13 protein-coding genes and 1 pseudogene are annotated in these 14,135 nt (G+C 73.6%); 4 read left to right on the top strand and 10 right to left on the bottom strand.

Annotation, left to right across the window (positions count from 1 at the left end; translation table 11 throughout):
- Positions 1–5: 5 nt before the first annotated feature.
- From OJ254_RS21920 to OJ254_RS21905, 4 genes and pseudogenes are all read right to left on the bottom strand, one after another.
- A complete protein-coding gene (locus OJ254_RS21920; RefSeq protein WP_265363693.1) occupies positions 6–1,019 on the bottom strand; it encodes a winged helix-turn-helix domain-containing protein in 1,014 nt (337 codons plus the stop codon).
- Positions 1,020–1,265: 246 nt separating this feature from the next.
- A pseudogene (locus OJ254_RS21915) lies at positions 1,266–1,738 on the bottom strand (NUDIX hydrolase).
- A 3-nt stretch (positions 1,739–1,741) separates the two neighbouring features.
- Positions 1,742–3,289 carry an ATP-dependent DNA ligase gene (locus OJ254_RS21910; RefSeq protein WP_265363692.1) on the bottom strand — a complete coding sequence of 516 codons (1,548 nt, stop codon included), beginning with the start codon at positions 3,287–3,289 and terminating at the stop codon, positions 1,742–1,744.
- Between the two features lie 179 nt (positions 3,290–3,468).
- Positions 3,469–4,239 (bottom strand): hypothetical protein, encoded by a 771-nt coding sequence (locus OJ254_RS21905; RefSeq protein ID WP_265363691.1) that lies wholly within the window; start codon positions 4,237–4,239, stop codon positions 3,469–3,471.
- Positions 4,240–4,737: 498 nt separating this feature from the next.
- Between OJ254_RS21905 and OJ254_RS21900 the strand changes: the two genes are divergently transcribed.
- Positions 4,738–5,502: a histone deacetylase gene (locus OJ254_RS21900; protein ID WP_423835933.1), complete on the top strand. Its 765-nt coding sequence runs from the start codon at positions 4,738–4,740 to the stop codon at positions 5,500–5,502.
- Here OJ254_RS21900 and OJ254_RS21895 read toward each other — a convergent pair.
- Positions 5,459–6,307: an HAD-IIA family hydrolase gene (locus OJ254_RS21895; protein ID WP_265363690.1), complete on the bottom strand. Its 849-nt coding sequence runs from the start codon at positions 6,305–6,307 to the stop codon at positions 5,459–5,461. The genes OJ254_RS21900 and OJ254_RS21895 overlap by 44 nt on opposite strands.
- 154 nt (positions 6,308–6,461) lie before the next feature.
- Between OJ254_RS21895 and OJ254_RS21890 the strand changes: the two genes are divergently transcribed.
- Positions 6,462–7,817: a phosphoribosyltransferase family protein gene (locus OJ254_RS21890; protein WP_265363689.1), complete on the top strand. Its 1,356-nt coding sequence runs from the start codon at positions 6,462–6,464 to the stop codon at positions 7,815–7,817.
- Between the two features lie 7 nt (positions 7,818–7,824).
- On the opposite strand, the gene OJ254_RS21885 is transcribed toward OJ254_RS21890, so the two are convergent.
- Positions 7,825–8,148: a putative quinol monooxygenase gene (locus OJ254_RS21885; RefSeq protein ID WP_265363688.1), complete on the bottom strand. Its 324-nt coding sequence runs from the start codon at positions 8,146–8,148 to the stop codon at positions 7,825–7,827.
- Between the two features lie 208 nt (positions 8,149–8,356).
- On the opposite strand from OJ254_RS21885, the gene OJ254_RS21880 reads away from it, so the two are divergent.
- On the top strand, positions 8,357–9,571 hold the full coding sequence (locus OJ254_RS21880; RefSeq protein ID WP_265363687.1) for a serine hydrolase domain-containing protein: 1,215 nt from the start codon (positions 8,357–8,359) through the stop codon (positions 9,569–9,571).
- 144 nt (positions 9,572–9,715) lie between these two features.
- Here OJ254_RS21880 and OJ254_RS31705 read toward each other — a convergent pair whose 3' ends face one another.
- The 4 genes from OJ254_RS31705 to OJ254_RS21865 all read right to left on the bottom strand — a co-directional run bounded on the left by OJ254_RS31705 (position 9,716) and on the right by OJ254_RS21865 (position 13,080).
- On the bottom strand, positions 9,716–9,793 hold the full coding sequence (locus tag OJ254_RS31705) for a 50S ribosomal protein bL37 (RefSeq protein WP_410011335.1): 78 nt from the start codon (positions 9,791–9,793) through the stop codon (positions 9,716–9,718).
- Positions 9,794–9,968: 175 nt separating this feature from the next.
- Positions 9,969–11,177, bottom strand: a complete 1,209-nt coding sequence (locus OJ254_RS21875; protein WP_265363686.1) for a 4-hydroxybenzoate 3-monooxygenase — start codon at positions 11,175–11,177, stop codon at positions 9,969–9,971.
- 78 nt (positions 11,178–11,255) lie between these two features.
- Entirely contained in the window at positions 11,256–12,080 is an 825-nt protein-coding gene (locus OJ254_RS21870) for a glycoside hydrolase family 16 protein (protein WP_265363685.1), read from the bottom strand.
- A 238-nt stretch (positions 12,081–12,318) separates the two neighbouring features.
- On the bottom strand, positions 12,319–13,080 hold the full coding sequence (locus tag OJ254_RS21865; protein WP_265363684.1) for an SDR family oxidoreductase: 762 nt from the start codon (positions 13,078–13,080) through the stop codon (positions 12,319–12,321).
- Between the two features lie 148 nt (positions 13,081–13,228).
- Between OJ254_RS21865 and OJ254_RS21860 the strand changes: the two genes are divergently transcribed.
- Positions 13,229–14,077 carry a helix-turn-helix transcriptional regulator gene (locus OJ254_RS21860; protein WP_265363683.1) on the top strand — a complete coding sequence of 283 codons (849 nt, stop codon included), beginning with the start codon at positions 13,229–13,231 and terminating at the stop codon, positions 14,075–14,077.
- Positions 14,078–14,135: the final 58 nt, after the last annotated feature.

The following is a 14,135-nucleotide window of genomic DNA, read 5'->3' as shown; positions in this document are numbered from 1 at the left end:
GGCCCTCACTCCGGCAGGCGGGCCGGTGCGAGCTCGCCGCGCAGCAGCGCGCTGCCGAGCGGGGTGAGGGCATGGACGACGCAGCCGCCGTCGCGCCGGCTGCGGGCCAGGTTGGCCTCGCGCAGCGCGCTGACGTGCTCGCTGGCCGACGGCGCGGAGACCCGTAGCCGGCGGGCCAGTTCACCGGTGGTGGCGGGCGCGTCGAGGGCGGCGAGGATCCGGGCCCGGGTCCGGCCGAGCAGGGCGGACAGGGCCTCCGGGCGGCAGCTGCGGGTCGCGGCCGGCACCCAGGAGGTGGGGTGTTCCACCGGGTGGACGAGGACCGGCGGCAGCCCGGGGTCGGCGAGCGCGATGGGCCGGCGCCAGCAGAAGTGGGACGGGATCAGCCGCAGCCCGCGGCCGCGCAGATACAGCTCGCGCTCGTACGGATAGTCCACGGACAGCACCGGTGGGTCCCAACGCGCGGACGGGAGCAGGGAGTTGAGCATGCCCTCCACTCCGCCGCGGCAGAACGCGCCGGTCCGGGCGCCGCGGTCGCAGCCGACCGTGGCGGCCACCTGCGTCCAGTCGGGCGCGACCACCGCACGGTGCACCTCCTTCAGGGCGGTGGCCAGTTCGTCCAGCGGCTGCCGGCTGCCCGCGGCCAGCGCGCCGGTCCAGCGCGGCAGCCGGGCCGGCAGCGCGGCCCGGGCGGCCTCCGCGAGCAGCCGCTCGGCGGGGGTGTCGCGGAGCGCCGCCAGACCCGCCGCGAGCCCGTCGCGGGCCGCGTCGGGGGTGAGGAAGTCCGGGAAGTAGCGGGCGCCGGCCGGGGCCAGGGCGCTGATCAGCCGGGCGGCCCGGGCCAGCCCGCGTGCGTCCAGTTCGCGCCGGGCCCGGGCCCGCCAGGCCGCGTACACCGGCACCGTGGGACCGGCCGGCACCAGCTGGTGCATCGCCAGCACCGTCTCCCAGAGGGGATCGGGTTCCGCGGCGATCTGCACCCGCGCGACGTCCCGGTCCTCGAAGTGGATGCGCAACATGCGGCCCCCGCGGCATGCTCATGACCCCGTTGCCGGAGCCCGCCGTTCCGGGCCTCCCCCAGGCCCCGCCGTCAGACTGCCGGTCCGGGCACAGGGTGTCCAGGGCGACAGAGGGCCTGGCGTGTGCACAGGTGGTGAAGGCGGGGAGCGCGGGGCGCGGTCCACGGCGGCCCGGCGGCCGGTTCCGGCCAGGGGGCACCCGGCCGGTTCCGGCCGGGTGCCGGGCGCACTCCGCGGGCCCGGAGGTCAGTCGCCGGCCGTGAGCCGGTCGGCGAGGCGTTCCAGGAACACCCGCTGGCCCGTCACCAGCCGCCCGTGCGCCTCCTCCGGGGAGAACCACGCCACCCGGTCGATCTCCGGGAAGCTGCGGACCGTGCCGGAGCCACGCGGCCATTCCATGGTGAAGGTGCCGGGCACGATCCGTTCCGGGTCGAGATCGCCCTCGACGGCCCACACGGTCACCACCTTGCCGCCGGCCTGGCGGGTCTCCCCCAGCGGCACGCAGGGGCCGTCGGGCGGCGGCACCCCGAGCTCCTCCTCGAACTCCCGCCGGGCGGCGGCCCACGGCTCCTCGGGCGGCAGGTACTCCCCTTGGGCACGGTCCAGGCGCCCGCGTCCCGCCGGGCCCATAGCGGTCCGCCCATGTGCGCCAGCAGCACCTCGACCCCGGTCCCGCCGCCCCGGTACAGCAGCAGCCCGGCGCTGCGCCGCGCCGCCACGGCCTACGCCTGCCCGCCGGGACGCGCGGCGAGGACGGTGCCCACCGTGTCCGCCTCCGCGGCCGTCTTGTCCTCCCGGTAGCGCAGCACGCGCGCGAACCGCAGCGTCACCCCCGCCGGGTAGCGCGAGGACGTCTGCAACCCGTCGTAGGCGATCTCCACGACCAGTTCCGGCCGCACGGTCACCACGTATCCGTCGTCGGACACCGCGAGCTCCCGCAGCCGCTCGGTCTGCCAGCTCAGGACGGCGTCGGTGAGCCCCTTGAAGGTCTTGCCGAGCATCACGAACCCGCCGTCCGGGTCGCGGGCGCCCAGGTGGAGGTTGGACAGCTTCCCGGTGCGCCGGCCGTGCCCCCACTCGGCCGCGAGCACCACCAGGTCGAGGGTGTGCACCGGCTTCACCTTCAGCCAGGCGGCGCCCCGGCGGCCCGCGCTGTAGGGGGCGTCGAGCGCCTTGACCAGCACGCCCTCGTGGCCGCGGTCGAGCGTCCGGGTCCAGAACTCCTCGGCGGCCGCGCGGGCCGCGGGATCGGCCGGGTCCTCGACCACCCGGCGCCGCACCCGCATCGGCTCCGGCACCAGCCGCGCCAGCTCCGCATGCCGCCGGGCGCCCGGCAGTTCCAGCAGTTCCCGGCCGTCCACCGCCAGGACGTCGAAGAAGACCGCGGAGAGCGGCAGCGCGGCCCGCGCGGCGGCGACATCGACCCGCGACCCGAACCGGCCGGCGACCTGCTGGAACGGCACCGGACGGCCGTCCGGGCCGAGGGCGATCACCTCGCCGTCGAGGATGAAGCGACCGGCCGGCAGCTCCTTGGCGGCGGCGGTCACCTCGGGCAGCCGGCCGGTGACCTCGTCCAGCGTGCGGGTGTAGATCCGTACGTCCGGGCCGTCCCGGTGCACCTGCACGCGGATGCCGTCGAGCTTCTCCTCCACGGCGCAGGCCCCCAGTCGGTCGATGGCCTCGGCCACGGACTTCGCGCTGTGCGCCAGCATCGGCCCGACCGGCCGGCCGACGGTCAGCCGGAAGCGGGTCAGCGCCGCCGGCCCCTCCGCGAGCAGCGCCCGGGCCACGTCCGGCAGCGAGCCCGCGAGCATCACCGCCCGGCGGACGTCCCCGGCGGGCACCTCGGTCGCCGCCGCCAGCCCCTCGGCCGCGAGGGCGTCCAGCGCGCCCTGGCGCACCTCGCCGGTGAGCAGCCCGACCAGGAACCGCTGCTCCTCGGCGGTCGCCGCGCCCAGCAGCTCCCGCACCCGCCGGCGCCGTTCCGCCTGCGCCCCGGCCCCGGCGACCCCGGCCAGCCCGGTCAGCGCCGCGTCCGCCTCCCGTACGGTCAGCGTGGCGCGGTCCGCCGCCGGCACCGGCTCGCGCAGCACGCTCCAGCCGACCCCGATCCGCCCCTGGGGCAGCCTCCCGGCCAGATACGGGATGACCACCGGGACGTCCTCCGGCGCCGCGGCCCGGAACAGCCCGGCCAGCAGCGCGATCTTCCGCGACCGCGCCGAGGTCGCGGCCACCTCCCCTGACACCTGCGCGAGAGCGGCCAGCAACATAGGGCCATGGTGCCTCCGGACGGCCCGCGGCGCAGGTGGGCCGCCGTGAAGTGGCCGCACGCACAAGCAGTTTCCGACCCGCACCTCCCGCGGAGCCGGGCGCCGGCGCCCGGGACACCCGCGGCCCCGGGCGGACCGGCCCGGTACCTGGGTGCCCGTCCGGTTCGTGGACGGCCTCCTCACTCGTACATCACGTACTCCGGCTGCGGCCTGAGCGCCAGCACCTCCTTCGGCGTCATCAGGCGGCCGCCGCCCTGCGCGTCCTCCTCGTAGAAGAGCTTGAACCCGGTGTGCAGCCCGTCCGGCAGTTCGCGCACCAGCCGCCTCCAGGTACCGCGTTTGAGCCCCGGTGAGCCGATGCCGTCGGCGCTCTTGACCAGCGCCACGCCCGGCTGCGGCCGCAGCGCCGACTGCTCCCGTACGACGGAGGTGGCGACCTGATGGAAGACCAGCGGTTTCTCCGGCAGATCGTGCGCCTCGACCAGCCCCGACAGATAGCGGGCCACCGAGGTCAGCTCGTGGCCGTCGGTCCGGCCGAAGGAGTCACCCGGCACCTGGCCGGGGCCCATCTCCCACTCGGGGTCCAGCGCCACCCCCACGTCCGGGTGGACCAGCCACTCCCGCAGCGCCTTGACCTCGTCGAGCACCGCCGCCCGCCCGGGCTGGACGTTCAGCAGCAGCATCGCCCGCCGGCGGCGCGCCAGCCGGTGGAAGCGGGCGATCGTCGCGGCGGGCGTCCGGGAACGGTAGGTGCCGTCCGGGCCGGGGGTGGAGTTGGCGACCACGGCCAGCAGCTCCAGTACGGGCAGCGGTTCGCGCCCCGCCGCGAACCGGCGGGCCGTCTTCTCGATCTCGTCGGCGCGCTCCGCCGGGTCCCCGGTCCCGAGCCGGCCGAGCGCCGCCGCACCGGGCAGGCCGCAGAAGCCGACCATCCGGTACCGCGGGAACAACTCCCGTCCTCCTCGGGGGAGTTCTGGCCGGGGCCGGTGCGGGCGGTGGGGTGTCCGGGCCGGGGCGGGGGAACCGTGCGGGCCGGATGAGCCGGGTGTGCTGGAAGGGGTGGGCGAGGTGTGCGAGGGCCGGGGGGCGGGCTTGGCGTCCGAGCGGCCGGGGGACGGCTCCTCCCCGCAGCCGGTGAGCAGCGTGAGGCCGGCCGCCGCGGACGCCGCGAGCATCCCCCGGCGACCGACGCCCGCCGCCCTCCCCGGTACCTCCGTTGTCCTCCGTGCTGCCCCGTCCGTTCCGGTTCCTGCCGCGGTGTCCGGCACACTGCCTCCGTCCTTCGGGCGACCCTGTCCGTCCAGTGCGCTTCTCCAGCCGATACCGCGCAAAACCCGCGCCGCCGCCCTCCTTTCGCCGACCCGTCCGGGTCAGGCCATTTCCGGCCCCGGGCGCACGCACGACGGCGGCGCACGCACGACGCCACGTCCTGCGCGTAGCGTGAAGACGTGACCAGGCCCCGACGCCTCGACGACGCCACCGCCCGTCCGGACGGCGCATGCCATCCGTGCCGTCCGGACGGGGCGTGTCACCTGTGGTACGCCGCCTACGGCTCCAACATGCACCTCGACCGGCTGACGTACTACCTGGCCGGCGGCCGCCCGACCGGCGGGCTGCGCAGCTATCCCGGCTGCCGGGACCCGCGCCCGCCCGCCCGTACCGAGCCGGTCATGCTGCCCGGCCGGATGTACTTCGCCACCACCTCGCAGGTGTGGACCGGCGGCCGCGCCTTCTACGACCCCGACCACCGCGCCCCGCGGCCCCCGCACGGCGACGACGGCCGGGCCCCCGAACTCCCCGCGCGGCTCTACCTCCTGACCGCCGAGCAGTTCTCCGACATCGCCGCCCAGGAGATGTACCGCGAACCGGGCGGCGCGCTCGACCTCACCGAGGCGCTGCGGGCGGGAAGGGCGCGGATCGGCCCGGGCCGCTACGAAACCCTGGTGTGTGCCGGGCGGCTGGACGGGCTGCCGGTGCTGACCTTCACGGCCCCCTGGCGCAGTGACGACGGCACCGTCGACCTGAACCCGCCGTCCGCGGCCTATCTGCGCCACATCGCGGCCGGGATCATCGCCTCCCACGGGTGGAGCGCGCGCCGCGCCGCCGACTATCTGGCGGGCTGCCCGGGCGCGCGCGGCCACTGGACGGCGACGGACATCGCCGCGCTCCTCAGCGGCCCAGCAGCTCCGGCAGATCGGCGAACGCGTCGATGACCCGGTCCGGGGTCCCGTCGGCCGCCTCGACGGCCTCGGTCTGGTACTTGCCGGTCCTGACCAGCACACCGGTGATCCCGCAGCGCTGGGCCGCCAGTACGTCGGACTCGACGTCGTCGCCCACCATCAGCGTGTCGGAGGCGGACGTGCCCAGATGCGCCAGTGCGGCGCCGAAGAAGGCCGCGGACGGCTTTCCGGTGACCACGGCCTCGACCCGCGCGGCCCGTTCCAGCCCCAGGAGGAAGGCGCCGGTGTCCAGGTCCAGCCCCTGTGCCGTGCGCCAGTACAGATTGCGGTGCATGGCGATGAGCCGGGCACCGGACTGCAGATGCCGGAACGCCGTATTCAGCGCCGTATAGCCGAATTCCTCGCCCGCCCCACCGAAGACCACCACCTCCGGCGCCGCCCCGGTGTCCGTCTTCGGCCGGTCCCGCTCCGGCCGGTCCGACTCCGGCCCGTCCGGCTCCGGCCCGTCCGGCTCCGACACGAGGTCGACGCCCTCCAGATCGGCCCGGACGTCGCCGCTGTTGATCAGCAGACAGCGTGCGCCGGGATGGTGTTCTCGCAGGTAGGCGGCGGTGACCGCGGGTGCGGTGAGGATGTCGTCGGCGCTGACCGGGAACCCCTCCCCGGTCAGTCGCCGGGCGATCTCCGCGCGGGTGCGCGAGGTGGTGTTGGTGACCAGCGCCAGCGGAAGGTCCGCGGCGCGCAACCGTTCCATGGCCTCGACGGCGCCCGGCAGGGCCTTCCAGGACACCGTGAGCACCCCGTCGATATCGATCAGCACCGCCCGGATGTGTTCCATGTGCACGACGGTAACCACGGTCGGCGGTGTACTGCCGACGGCGGCCGGCCCGACTTGCGTCCGCCCCCCACTTGCGGTTACGTCGGAGACAGGTGTACGGGGTCCGAGACAGGTATGGACGTGACATCCGTCCCCTGGGCAGGGGGTGCGCATCGTGCTGTTCACCGACCGCGTCGACGCAGGTCAGCGCCTTGCCGAAGCGCTGACGCAGCTGGCGGAGGAAGAGCCCGTGGTGCTGGGTCTGCCGCGGGGCGGGGTTCCGGTGGCCTTCCAGGTGGCGCGGGCGCTGAACGCGCCGCTCGATGTGATCGTGGTCCGCAAGCTCGGCGTCCCGTACCAGCGGGAGCTGGGATTCGGTGCCATCGGTGAGGGCGGCGTGCGGGTGATCAGCGACGACATCGTCCGCCGCGGCCACCTCGGCCAGGCGGACCTGGCGTCCGTCGAGCGCACCGAGGAGGCGGAACTGGTGCGCCAGGCGGAGAAGTTCCGCGCCGGACGCCCCCGGCTGTCCCTTGAGGGGCGGACCGCGATCCTGGTGGACGACGGCATCGCCACCGGCTCCACGGCGGCCGCCGCCTGCGAGGTGGTACGGGCGCAGGGCGCGGCCCGGGTGGTGCTGGCCGTGCCGGTGGCGCCTCCGGACGCGGCCGATCGGCTCCGCGGCAGCGCCGATGAATTCGTCTGTCTCTCCACGCCGTTCGGGTTCTCCGCCGTGGGCGAGTGGTACCAGGACTTCTCCCAGACCCCCGACGACGAAGTGGTCTCGCTGCTGGCGCAGGCCGCCGCGCGGTCCGGTACGGGTGGCGGCACGACCGCCGACGGGAATCCGGGCGCGGGGGACGACCTGGGCCCGGAGGAGGGTGCGGCCCCCGTGGCGGACGTGGACGTCGAGGAGGAGGTGGCCATCGACGCCGCCGGGGTCCGGCTGGCCGGCGATCTGACCTTGCCGGCGGGCGCCAAGGCGGTCGTGATGTTCGCCCACGGCTCGGGCAGCAGCCGGCACAGCCCCCGTAACCGCCTGGTCGCCACCGCCCTCAACCGGGCGGGTCTGGGCACCCTGCTCTTCGATCTGCTCACACCGGCGGAGGAGGCCAACCGGGCGAACGTCTTCGCCATCGAGACGCTGGCCGAGCGGCTGACCGACGCCACCGAGTGGCTGCGCGGCCGCGTTCCCGTGCCCATCGGCTACTTCGGCGCGAGCACCGGGGCGGCCGCCGCGCTACGGGCCGCCGCCTCCCCGAGTGCGGACATCGGCGCCGTGGTCTCCCGCGGCGGCCGCCCGGACCTCGCCGGGCCGCTGCTGGCCGGCGTCCGCGCTCCGACCCTGCTCATCGTCGGCGGCAACGACCCGCTGGTCCTCGACCTCAACCGCGAGGCGGAATCCGCCCTGCGCTGCGAGACCCGCCTCGACGTCGTGCCCGGCGCCACCCACCTCTTCGAGGAGCACGGCGCCCTGGACCAGGTCTCGGAACTCGCCCGGGACTGGTTCCTCGACCATCTGGTCGGCTGACGGCCCGTCAGTCGATGGCGAGTTCGCCCATTGCGCTCCAGCCGTGGGCGCCTTCGATGGTGGTGCTCACGATCTCGGGGGTACGGCGCAGCAGCGGGCGCATGGTTTCCAGACCGGCCCGGAAGTGGTCGGAGTTGACGTGCGCCTCGCCGGCGTCGTCCTGGAACGCCTCGACGAGGACGTAGGTGTTGGGGTCCTCCAGGCTGCGCGACCACTCGAACCACAGGTTGCCGGGCTCGGCGCGGGTGGCACCGGTGAAGGCGTGGACGTGCTGCGGCCATTCTTCGGCGTGCTCGGGCTTGACGGGGAACTTGACGACAATGAAGATCATCCGTCGATTCTAGATCACATGCTGATGTTTCCTGTTAGCCGGGGGTTTCGGCGTGAGTGTCATGGTCTGTGACGCCCTTTCGAGCGGCGCCATGGAGCGTGATCACGGCCGGGCCGGGGCTGTCTCAGGGGCGGATCAGGGACAGATCAGGGACGGGTCGGGGAAAGCCCTGACGGAATCGCGGCGGACTTTCCTCATGCTGAGTCACATGAGTTCTTCTTCCTTGTCCCGCAGGGCAGTTGTGGGTGCGGCGCTGTCCGGTGCGGCGGTCCTGGCGGCGTCGGGCACCGCCCGGGCCGCCGGCCGCGTGCCCGGCCCGCGGCCGGCGCACCGGCCCGCGCCCGCCGCCTCGTCCGCCCCTCCCGCTCCCCCGGTGCCGCCGTTGAACGTCCCCGCGCTGCGGGCCGCCATCGGTGATCTGGAGCATCCGCAGCTGACCGCGGCGCAGGTGCGGGTGAGCGGCTCGGCGGGCCGGTGGTACGGCACCGCGGGCGTCGCCGACCGGGACACCGGCCGGGCGGTCCGGGCCCGCGACACCTTCCGCATCGGGAGCATCACCAAGGTCTTCGTCGCCACGGTGGTGCTCCAGCTGGCGGCCGAGGGACGGGTCGCGGTGGAGTCGCCGATCCAGCGCCAGCTGCCCGGACTGCTGCCCGCCGGGTTCCCGCCGATCACGGTGCTGCAGCTGCTGAACCACACCAGCGGACTCCCCGACGAGAAGGGCGCACCGGATCTGTCCACCCCCGAGGCCGTCGCCCGGCACCGCTACGACCGGTGGACGCCCCGGCAGATCGTCGCCCTCGTCCCGCCGGGCCCGATGAAGTTCACGCCCGGCAGGAAACAGGAGTACCGCGGCATCAACTACGTCCTGCTGGCGCTGCTCATCGAGCGGCTGACCGGACGGCCATACGGAGAGGTCGTGGCCGACCGCATACTGCGCCCGCTCGGCCTGTGCCACACCCGCGTGCCGGGCAACGACCCGCGGATCCACGGCCCGCATGTGCACGGCTATCTGAAGATGACGGACGGCACCCTGCTGGACATCACCGATTTCGACCAGTCGGACGCCTGGGGCGAGGGCGAGATGATCTCCACGACGGGCGATCTGGACCGCTTCCTCACCGCCCTGTTCTCCGGTGAGCTGCTGCCGCCCCGGGAACTGGACCGGATGTTCACGCTGCCGCCGGAGGAGGTGCGGATGCTGGACGGCACCCCGGCGCGCTACGCCGCTGGGCTGCAGACGGTCACGGTGAACGGGATCACCTTCTGGGGGAAGACCGGCGAACGCTTCGGCTACGCCTCGGCGATGGTCGCCACGCGGGACCAACAGCGGCGCGTGGTCCTGTCGTTCAACCCGGTCCGGCGCGACGCCACCCAGGTCCAGGCCACCCTCCGGATAGCCGACGCCGTGTCGAAGCCCTGACCGGGCGCCGACGCGGGCCGGCGAAGCCGCGAGGGAATGTCCGCCATGACCCGCCCCACGAAGGCGTAGCCGGCGCCCCGCGGGGTTGACGGGGTCGTCCCCAGGGGTGCGCCGGCTACGGACGAGGGCGGTCGTGCCCTCAGTTCAGCACTGCGGCCGCTTGCCGTGGTTGGCTCCGCTCTTGCGGCGTGCCTTCTTCTTGCGACGGCGCTTCGAGGACATGGCGTCTCCCTTCTCCCTGGCGGCTCATCGATGGTTTCGCCGAATTTCTACCACTTCGGCGCGGTATCCCGCCCGGCGATCATGAGGCCCGTACCCAGCGTTCCGGGGCATCACCCTCCGGCTCCCTGTGAGTCACACCACCGGAGCCGTCCCGCCCGGTCCGCCGGACGGCGCCTCACAGATCGGCCTCCTCGCCGAGGTACAGACCGGCGAACGCCTCGGCCGCCGCACGGGAACCCAGCAGCCGGCGCAGCCGGGCGGTGGCCGTGCCGGCCCGGAACCGGTCGCCGGACGAGGCGCCGTGCAGCACCTCGGAGAGCCACTGCGAGAACTCCAGGTACTGCCAGACCCGCCGCAGGCAGGCGTCCGAGTAGCCGGCCAGGCCGGAGTCGTCGCCGTGATGGCGCGCGATCAGCGCCTCGGCGAGCAGCAGGGCGTCGTTGAGGGCGAGGTTCATGCCCTTGGCGGCGATCGGCGCGACCAGATGTGCGGCGTCGCCCGCCAGGTAGAGCCGGCCGTACGCCATGGGTTCCACGACGTAGTTGTGCATGTCCAGGACGACCTTCTCCCGCAGCGGCCCTTCGGTCAGGGGCGGGGTCCCGGCGGCGGCGAGCCGGGTCTGCAGCTCGTCCCAGACCCGGGCGTGCGGCCAGTCGTCCGCGTCCGCACCGGGAGGGACCTGGAGGTAGTAGCGGGTGACCTCGGGACTGCGGGCCATGTGGGCGCCGAACCCGCGCTCATGGATGCCGAAGACCACGCCCTCGGCGGACGGCGGGGCCTCGGCGAGCAGGGCGAGCCAGGCGACGCCGTGGTCGTAGCGGGTCAGGACGGTCCGTCCGGCGGGTATCGCCGCGCGCGTCACGCCGCGCGCGCCGTCACAGCCGGCGATGACGTCGCAGGCGATGTGGTGCCGCGCGCCGGTCCGCGGATCGGTGTACGACACGGCGGGCCGGTCGCCGTCGATGTCGTGCAGCCGGACGTCGCGCACGCCGAAGCGGGCGTCACCGCCCGCCTCGTCGACGTATGCCGCGACCAGGTCGGTGACCAACAACGGCTGGGGGTAGACGAAGTGCCGGCGGCCGGAAAGTTCGCCCGTCCGGAAGGTGTGCCGCCGCCCGTCGAAGCGGAACTCGAACTGTGCCTGGGTCTCGGCCGTTTCGAGCAGCCGGCCGGCCAGACCGTGCCGGTCCAGGGCGTGTACCGCCCACTCCTCGATGAAGCCGGCGCGCGGCCGTTGTTCGATGAACTCCCTGCTCTCCGCCTCCAGTACCACGCAGTCGACGCCGGCCGCGCGGAGCAGATTCGCGACGGTGAGCCCGGCGGGCCCGGCGCCGACGACGGCGACCGAGGTGCGGGTGAAGGAGGCGGAGGCAGGCGGGTTCACGTCGTGCGATTCCCTTCGGGCGGGGAGAAAGATCGCACGCAGTATGACGGTTGGTCAGGTCGCCCCGCCCGGCGGGGCTCAGTGCTGCCAGACCCTCACGTAATCGACCTTCATGTCCGCCGGCAGGACGGTCGGTCCGCCGATCGACGACGACACGGTGTGGTCCATGATGAGGTACTGCGGGGACTTGGTGATGCCCGTCGCGATCCGGCCGACCTTCACGCCGTCGTAGTAGTAGGTGACGCTGCCCGGCTCCCAGTCGGCGCCGAAGGTGTGCCACCCGCTCAGGTTGCCGGGGGCGCAAGCGCCGGGGCCACCCGAGGGCGAATGGAAGTGGAAGCAGGCCTTTCCGCCGAGCCCCTCCATCGTGTCGTTCTCGCCGTCCGTCGGCCAGTTCTGGCCGTTGGACCACAGGGCGGGCCAGTTGGCTATCTGCGTCCCGGCGGAGGGGAGGTACGCACGCCACTCCACGGCCCCATAGGTATAAGAGAACCGGCCGTTGCTGCTGACCAGCGCCCCGGTGTTCGGCTTGGTCTGCCCGCCGCAGGTCGAACGGCCCGCCTTGACCTTCAGATGCAGGGCACCGTCGCCGGGCAGCGTGGCATTGCGGGAGTCGTAGCAGGCCTGTTCCTTGCCGTTGACCGGCTTGGTGACCCCGGTGCCGAACCAGCCGGGCGTCCAGGTGCGGGACAGCGTCGTCCCGTTGAATTCATCGGCGAATTTCGTCGTCCAGCTGCCGGGAATTCCGGCCGGCCCGGCCGATGCGGGCCGGGGCGCGGTGGCAGCCAAGGGGCTGGTGGTGGACGGCTGGGACGAGGACTTCGCGGCGCCCTCGGCGACCGCCGGGACGGAGACGAGTGCCCCGATGCCCAGTGCGGTCACGGCCACCTTCAGACGATGCACGATTCTGCTGCCCCTCTCGGAAAATCCCCCAATGAATACGGAATTTCGACAAAGAAATGCGGATACGGGATCTCGATGATTGCGCTGCGCTATCGGCACACCACGGCGTAATCCCGGTCACTCCACCCCGAAACCGGGTGAGAGCGAATACCAGGCATACACGGAAAGAGCGCGTACCGGCCAGATTCACCGACCCGATGTGCGGGGTCTCACATCGGGCCTCTCCCGCCTCGCCGGCTCACGCCTGGCGCGTGGGCAGCACGATGGCCTGGCGCAGGTTGACGTGGCGGGCACGGCTGGTCGTGTAGGCGATCAGATCCGCGATGTCGTCCGCGGACAGGCCGATCAGGGCGTCGAACATCCCGTCCAGCTGGCCGGACAGCTCCGCGTTGTCGATGTGGCCGCCCAGCTCGGTGTCCGTGAGGCCCGGCTCGATGTTGGTGACGCGGACGTCGCGCGGGCCCAGTTCCGTGCGCAGGGACTGCGAGAGGTACGTCAGCGCGGCCTTCGTCGCGCCGTACACCGCGTAATTCGGGAAGGGGACGTGCGCGCCTATCGAGGAAATGTTGACCAGGTCCGCGGTCCGGCCGGACTCCGCCACCGCGATCAGGTCGGGGGTGAAGGCGCCGATGACGCGGAGCGCACCGGTCACGTTGGTGTCGAGCATGCGCTGCCATTCGTCGGCGCGGCCCTCGGTGATCGGGTTCGGCAGCATCACCCCCGCCGCGTTGATGACCAGGTCGACCTGGCCGTACGCGGCGTGCACCCGCTCCGTCGCCGCCGCCACGGACGCCGGGTCGGTGACGTCGGTGGCGACCGCGAGGGCCTGCCCGCCCGCCGCCTCGATCTCCGCGGTCAGTTCCGTCAGCCGCTCGGCCCGGCGGGCGAGCAGGGCCACCCGCACGCCGTGCGCGGCGAGCAGCCGCGCGGTGGCCTCGCCCATCCCGCTGGCGGCTCCGGTGACGACGGCGGTACGGCCGGTGAGGGTGTCGTACGACATGGGGACTCCTGGTGAGAGGTGGTTGCCGCCGGGCGTCTCCCGGCGATGCCCCCACCTTGCTGCGGTCCGCCGCCCTTACCCAGGGTTGCCGTTTTCCTGGGTCTGGCAGTACCAGGAGCAGATCGGCTCCGGCGCCTAGGATCACGTCATGGACATATCCTCGGACCGGGAACTCGGTGACTTCCTGCGCTCGCGGCGCGCCCGTATCCAGCCCGAGGAGGTCGGACTGCCCGGTCACGGCAGGCGGCGGGTGCCGGGCCTGCGGCGGGAGGAGGTCGCCCAGCTCGCGGGCGTCAGCGTCGACTACTACATCCGCCTCGAACAGGGCCGAGGCCCTTCCGTCTCGGATGCCGTGCTCGACGCCGTCGGGCGCGTCCTGCGCCTGGACGACACCGAGCAGGAGTACCTGCGTACGGTGGCCAGGCCCGCCGCCCGCCGCAAGGCCGCCGCCGTCGCCGCGCCCCAGAAGGTCCGCCCGGGTCTGCGCCTCCTCCTGGACAGCATCGACAAGGTCCCCGCCTTCATCCTCGGCCGGCGCATGGACGTGCTCGCCTGGAACGCGCTGGGCGATGCCGTCGTCGGCTTCTCGCAGATGCCGCCCGGGGAGCGCAACATGCCGCGCCAGGTGTTCCTCAACCCGCAGGCGCGCGAGGTGTACCCGGACTGGCCGGCGGTGGCCGCGGAGACCGTGGCCTATCTGCGCCTGGACGCCGGCAGCCATCCGCACGACCGGCAACTGGCCACGCTGGTGGGTGAGTTGTCGCTGGGCAGCGAGGACTTCCGCCGGCTGTGGGCGGACCACCTGGTCAAGGAGAAGACCGCGGGGGCGAAGCGCATGCGGCATCCCGTGGTGGGTGAACTCACCATGCCGTACGAGACCTTGACGGTGTCCGGAGAACCGGACCAGATGCTGGTGGTCTACACGCCGGAGCCCGGTTCGCAGACCGAGGAACGCCTGCGGCTGCTGGCCAGCTGGGCGGCGACCCCGGCGGTCTGACCCCGGCGGCCGGAGCCGTGCGGGCGGGCCTCACCGGGGCCCGCCCCCACACCCGCGC

Source organism: Streptomyces endophytica (assembly GCF_026153355.1).
GTDB classification, from domain to species: domain Bacteria; phylum Actinomycetota; class Actinomycetes; order Streptomycetales; family Streptomycetaceae; genus Streptomyces; species Streptomyces endophytica.
This window is presented reverse-complemented; position numbering and strand designations above follow the sequence as displayed.

What these genes read in the sequence shown, in the direction of transcription:
- OJ254_RS31705 (WP_410011335.1), bottom strand. Translation starts at nt 9,793, where the DNA reads ATGTCCTCGAAGCGCCGTCGCAAGAAGAAGGCACGCCGCAAGAGCGGA.
- OJ254_RS21885 (WP_265363688.1), bottom strand. Translation starts at nt 8,148, where the DNA reads ATGATCTTCATTGTCGTCAAGTTCCCCGTCAAGCCCGAGCACGCCGAA.
- OJ254_RS21860 (WP_265363683.1), top strand. Translation starts at nt 13,229, where the DNA reads ATGGACATATCCTCGGACCGGGAACTCGGTGACTTCCTGCGCTCGCGG.
- OJ254_RS21865 (WP_265363684.1), bottom strand. Translation starts at nt 13,080, where the DNA reads ATGTCGTACGACACCCTCACCGGCCGTACCGCCGTCGTCACCGGAGCC.
- OJ254_RS21895 (WP_265363690.1), bottom strand. Translation starts at nt 6,307, where the DNA reads ATGGAACACATCCGGGCGGTGCTGATCGATATCGACGGGGTGCTCACG.
- OJ254_RS21920 (WP_265363693.1), bottom strand. Translation starts at nt 1,019, where the DNA reads ATGTTGCGCATCCACTTCGAGGACCGGGACGTCGCGCGGGTGCAGATC.
- OJ254_RS21910 (WP_265363692.1), bottom strand. Translation starts at nt 3,289, where the DNA reads ATGTTGCTGGCCGCTCTCGCGCAGGTGTCAGGGGAGGTGGCCGCGACC.
- OJ254_RS21880 (WP_265363687.1), top strand. Translation starts at nt 8,357, where the DNA reads ATGAGTTCTTCTTCCTTGTCCCGCAGGGCAGTTGTGGGTGCGGCGCTG.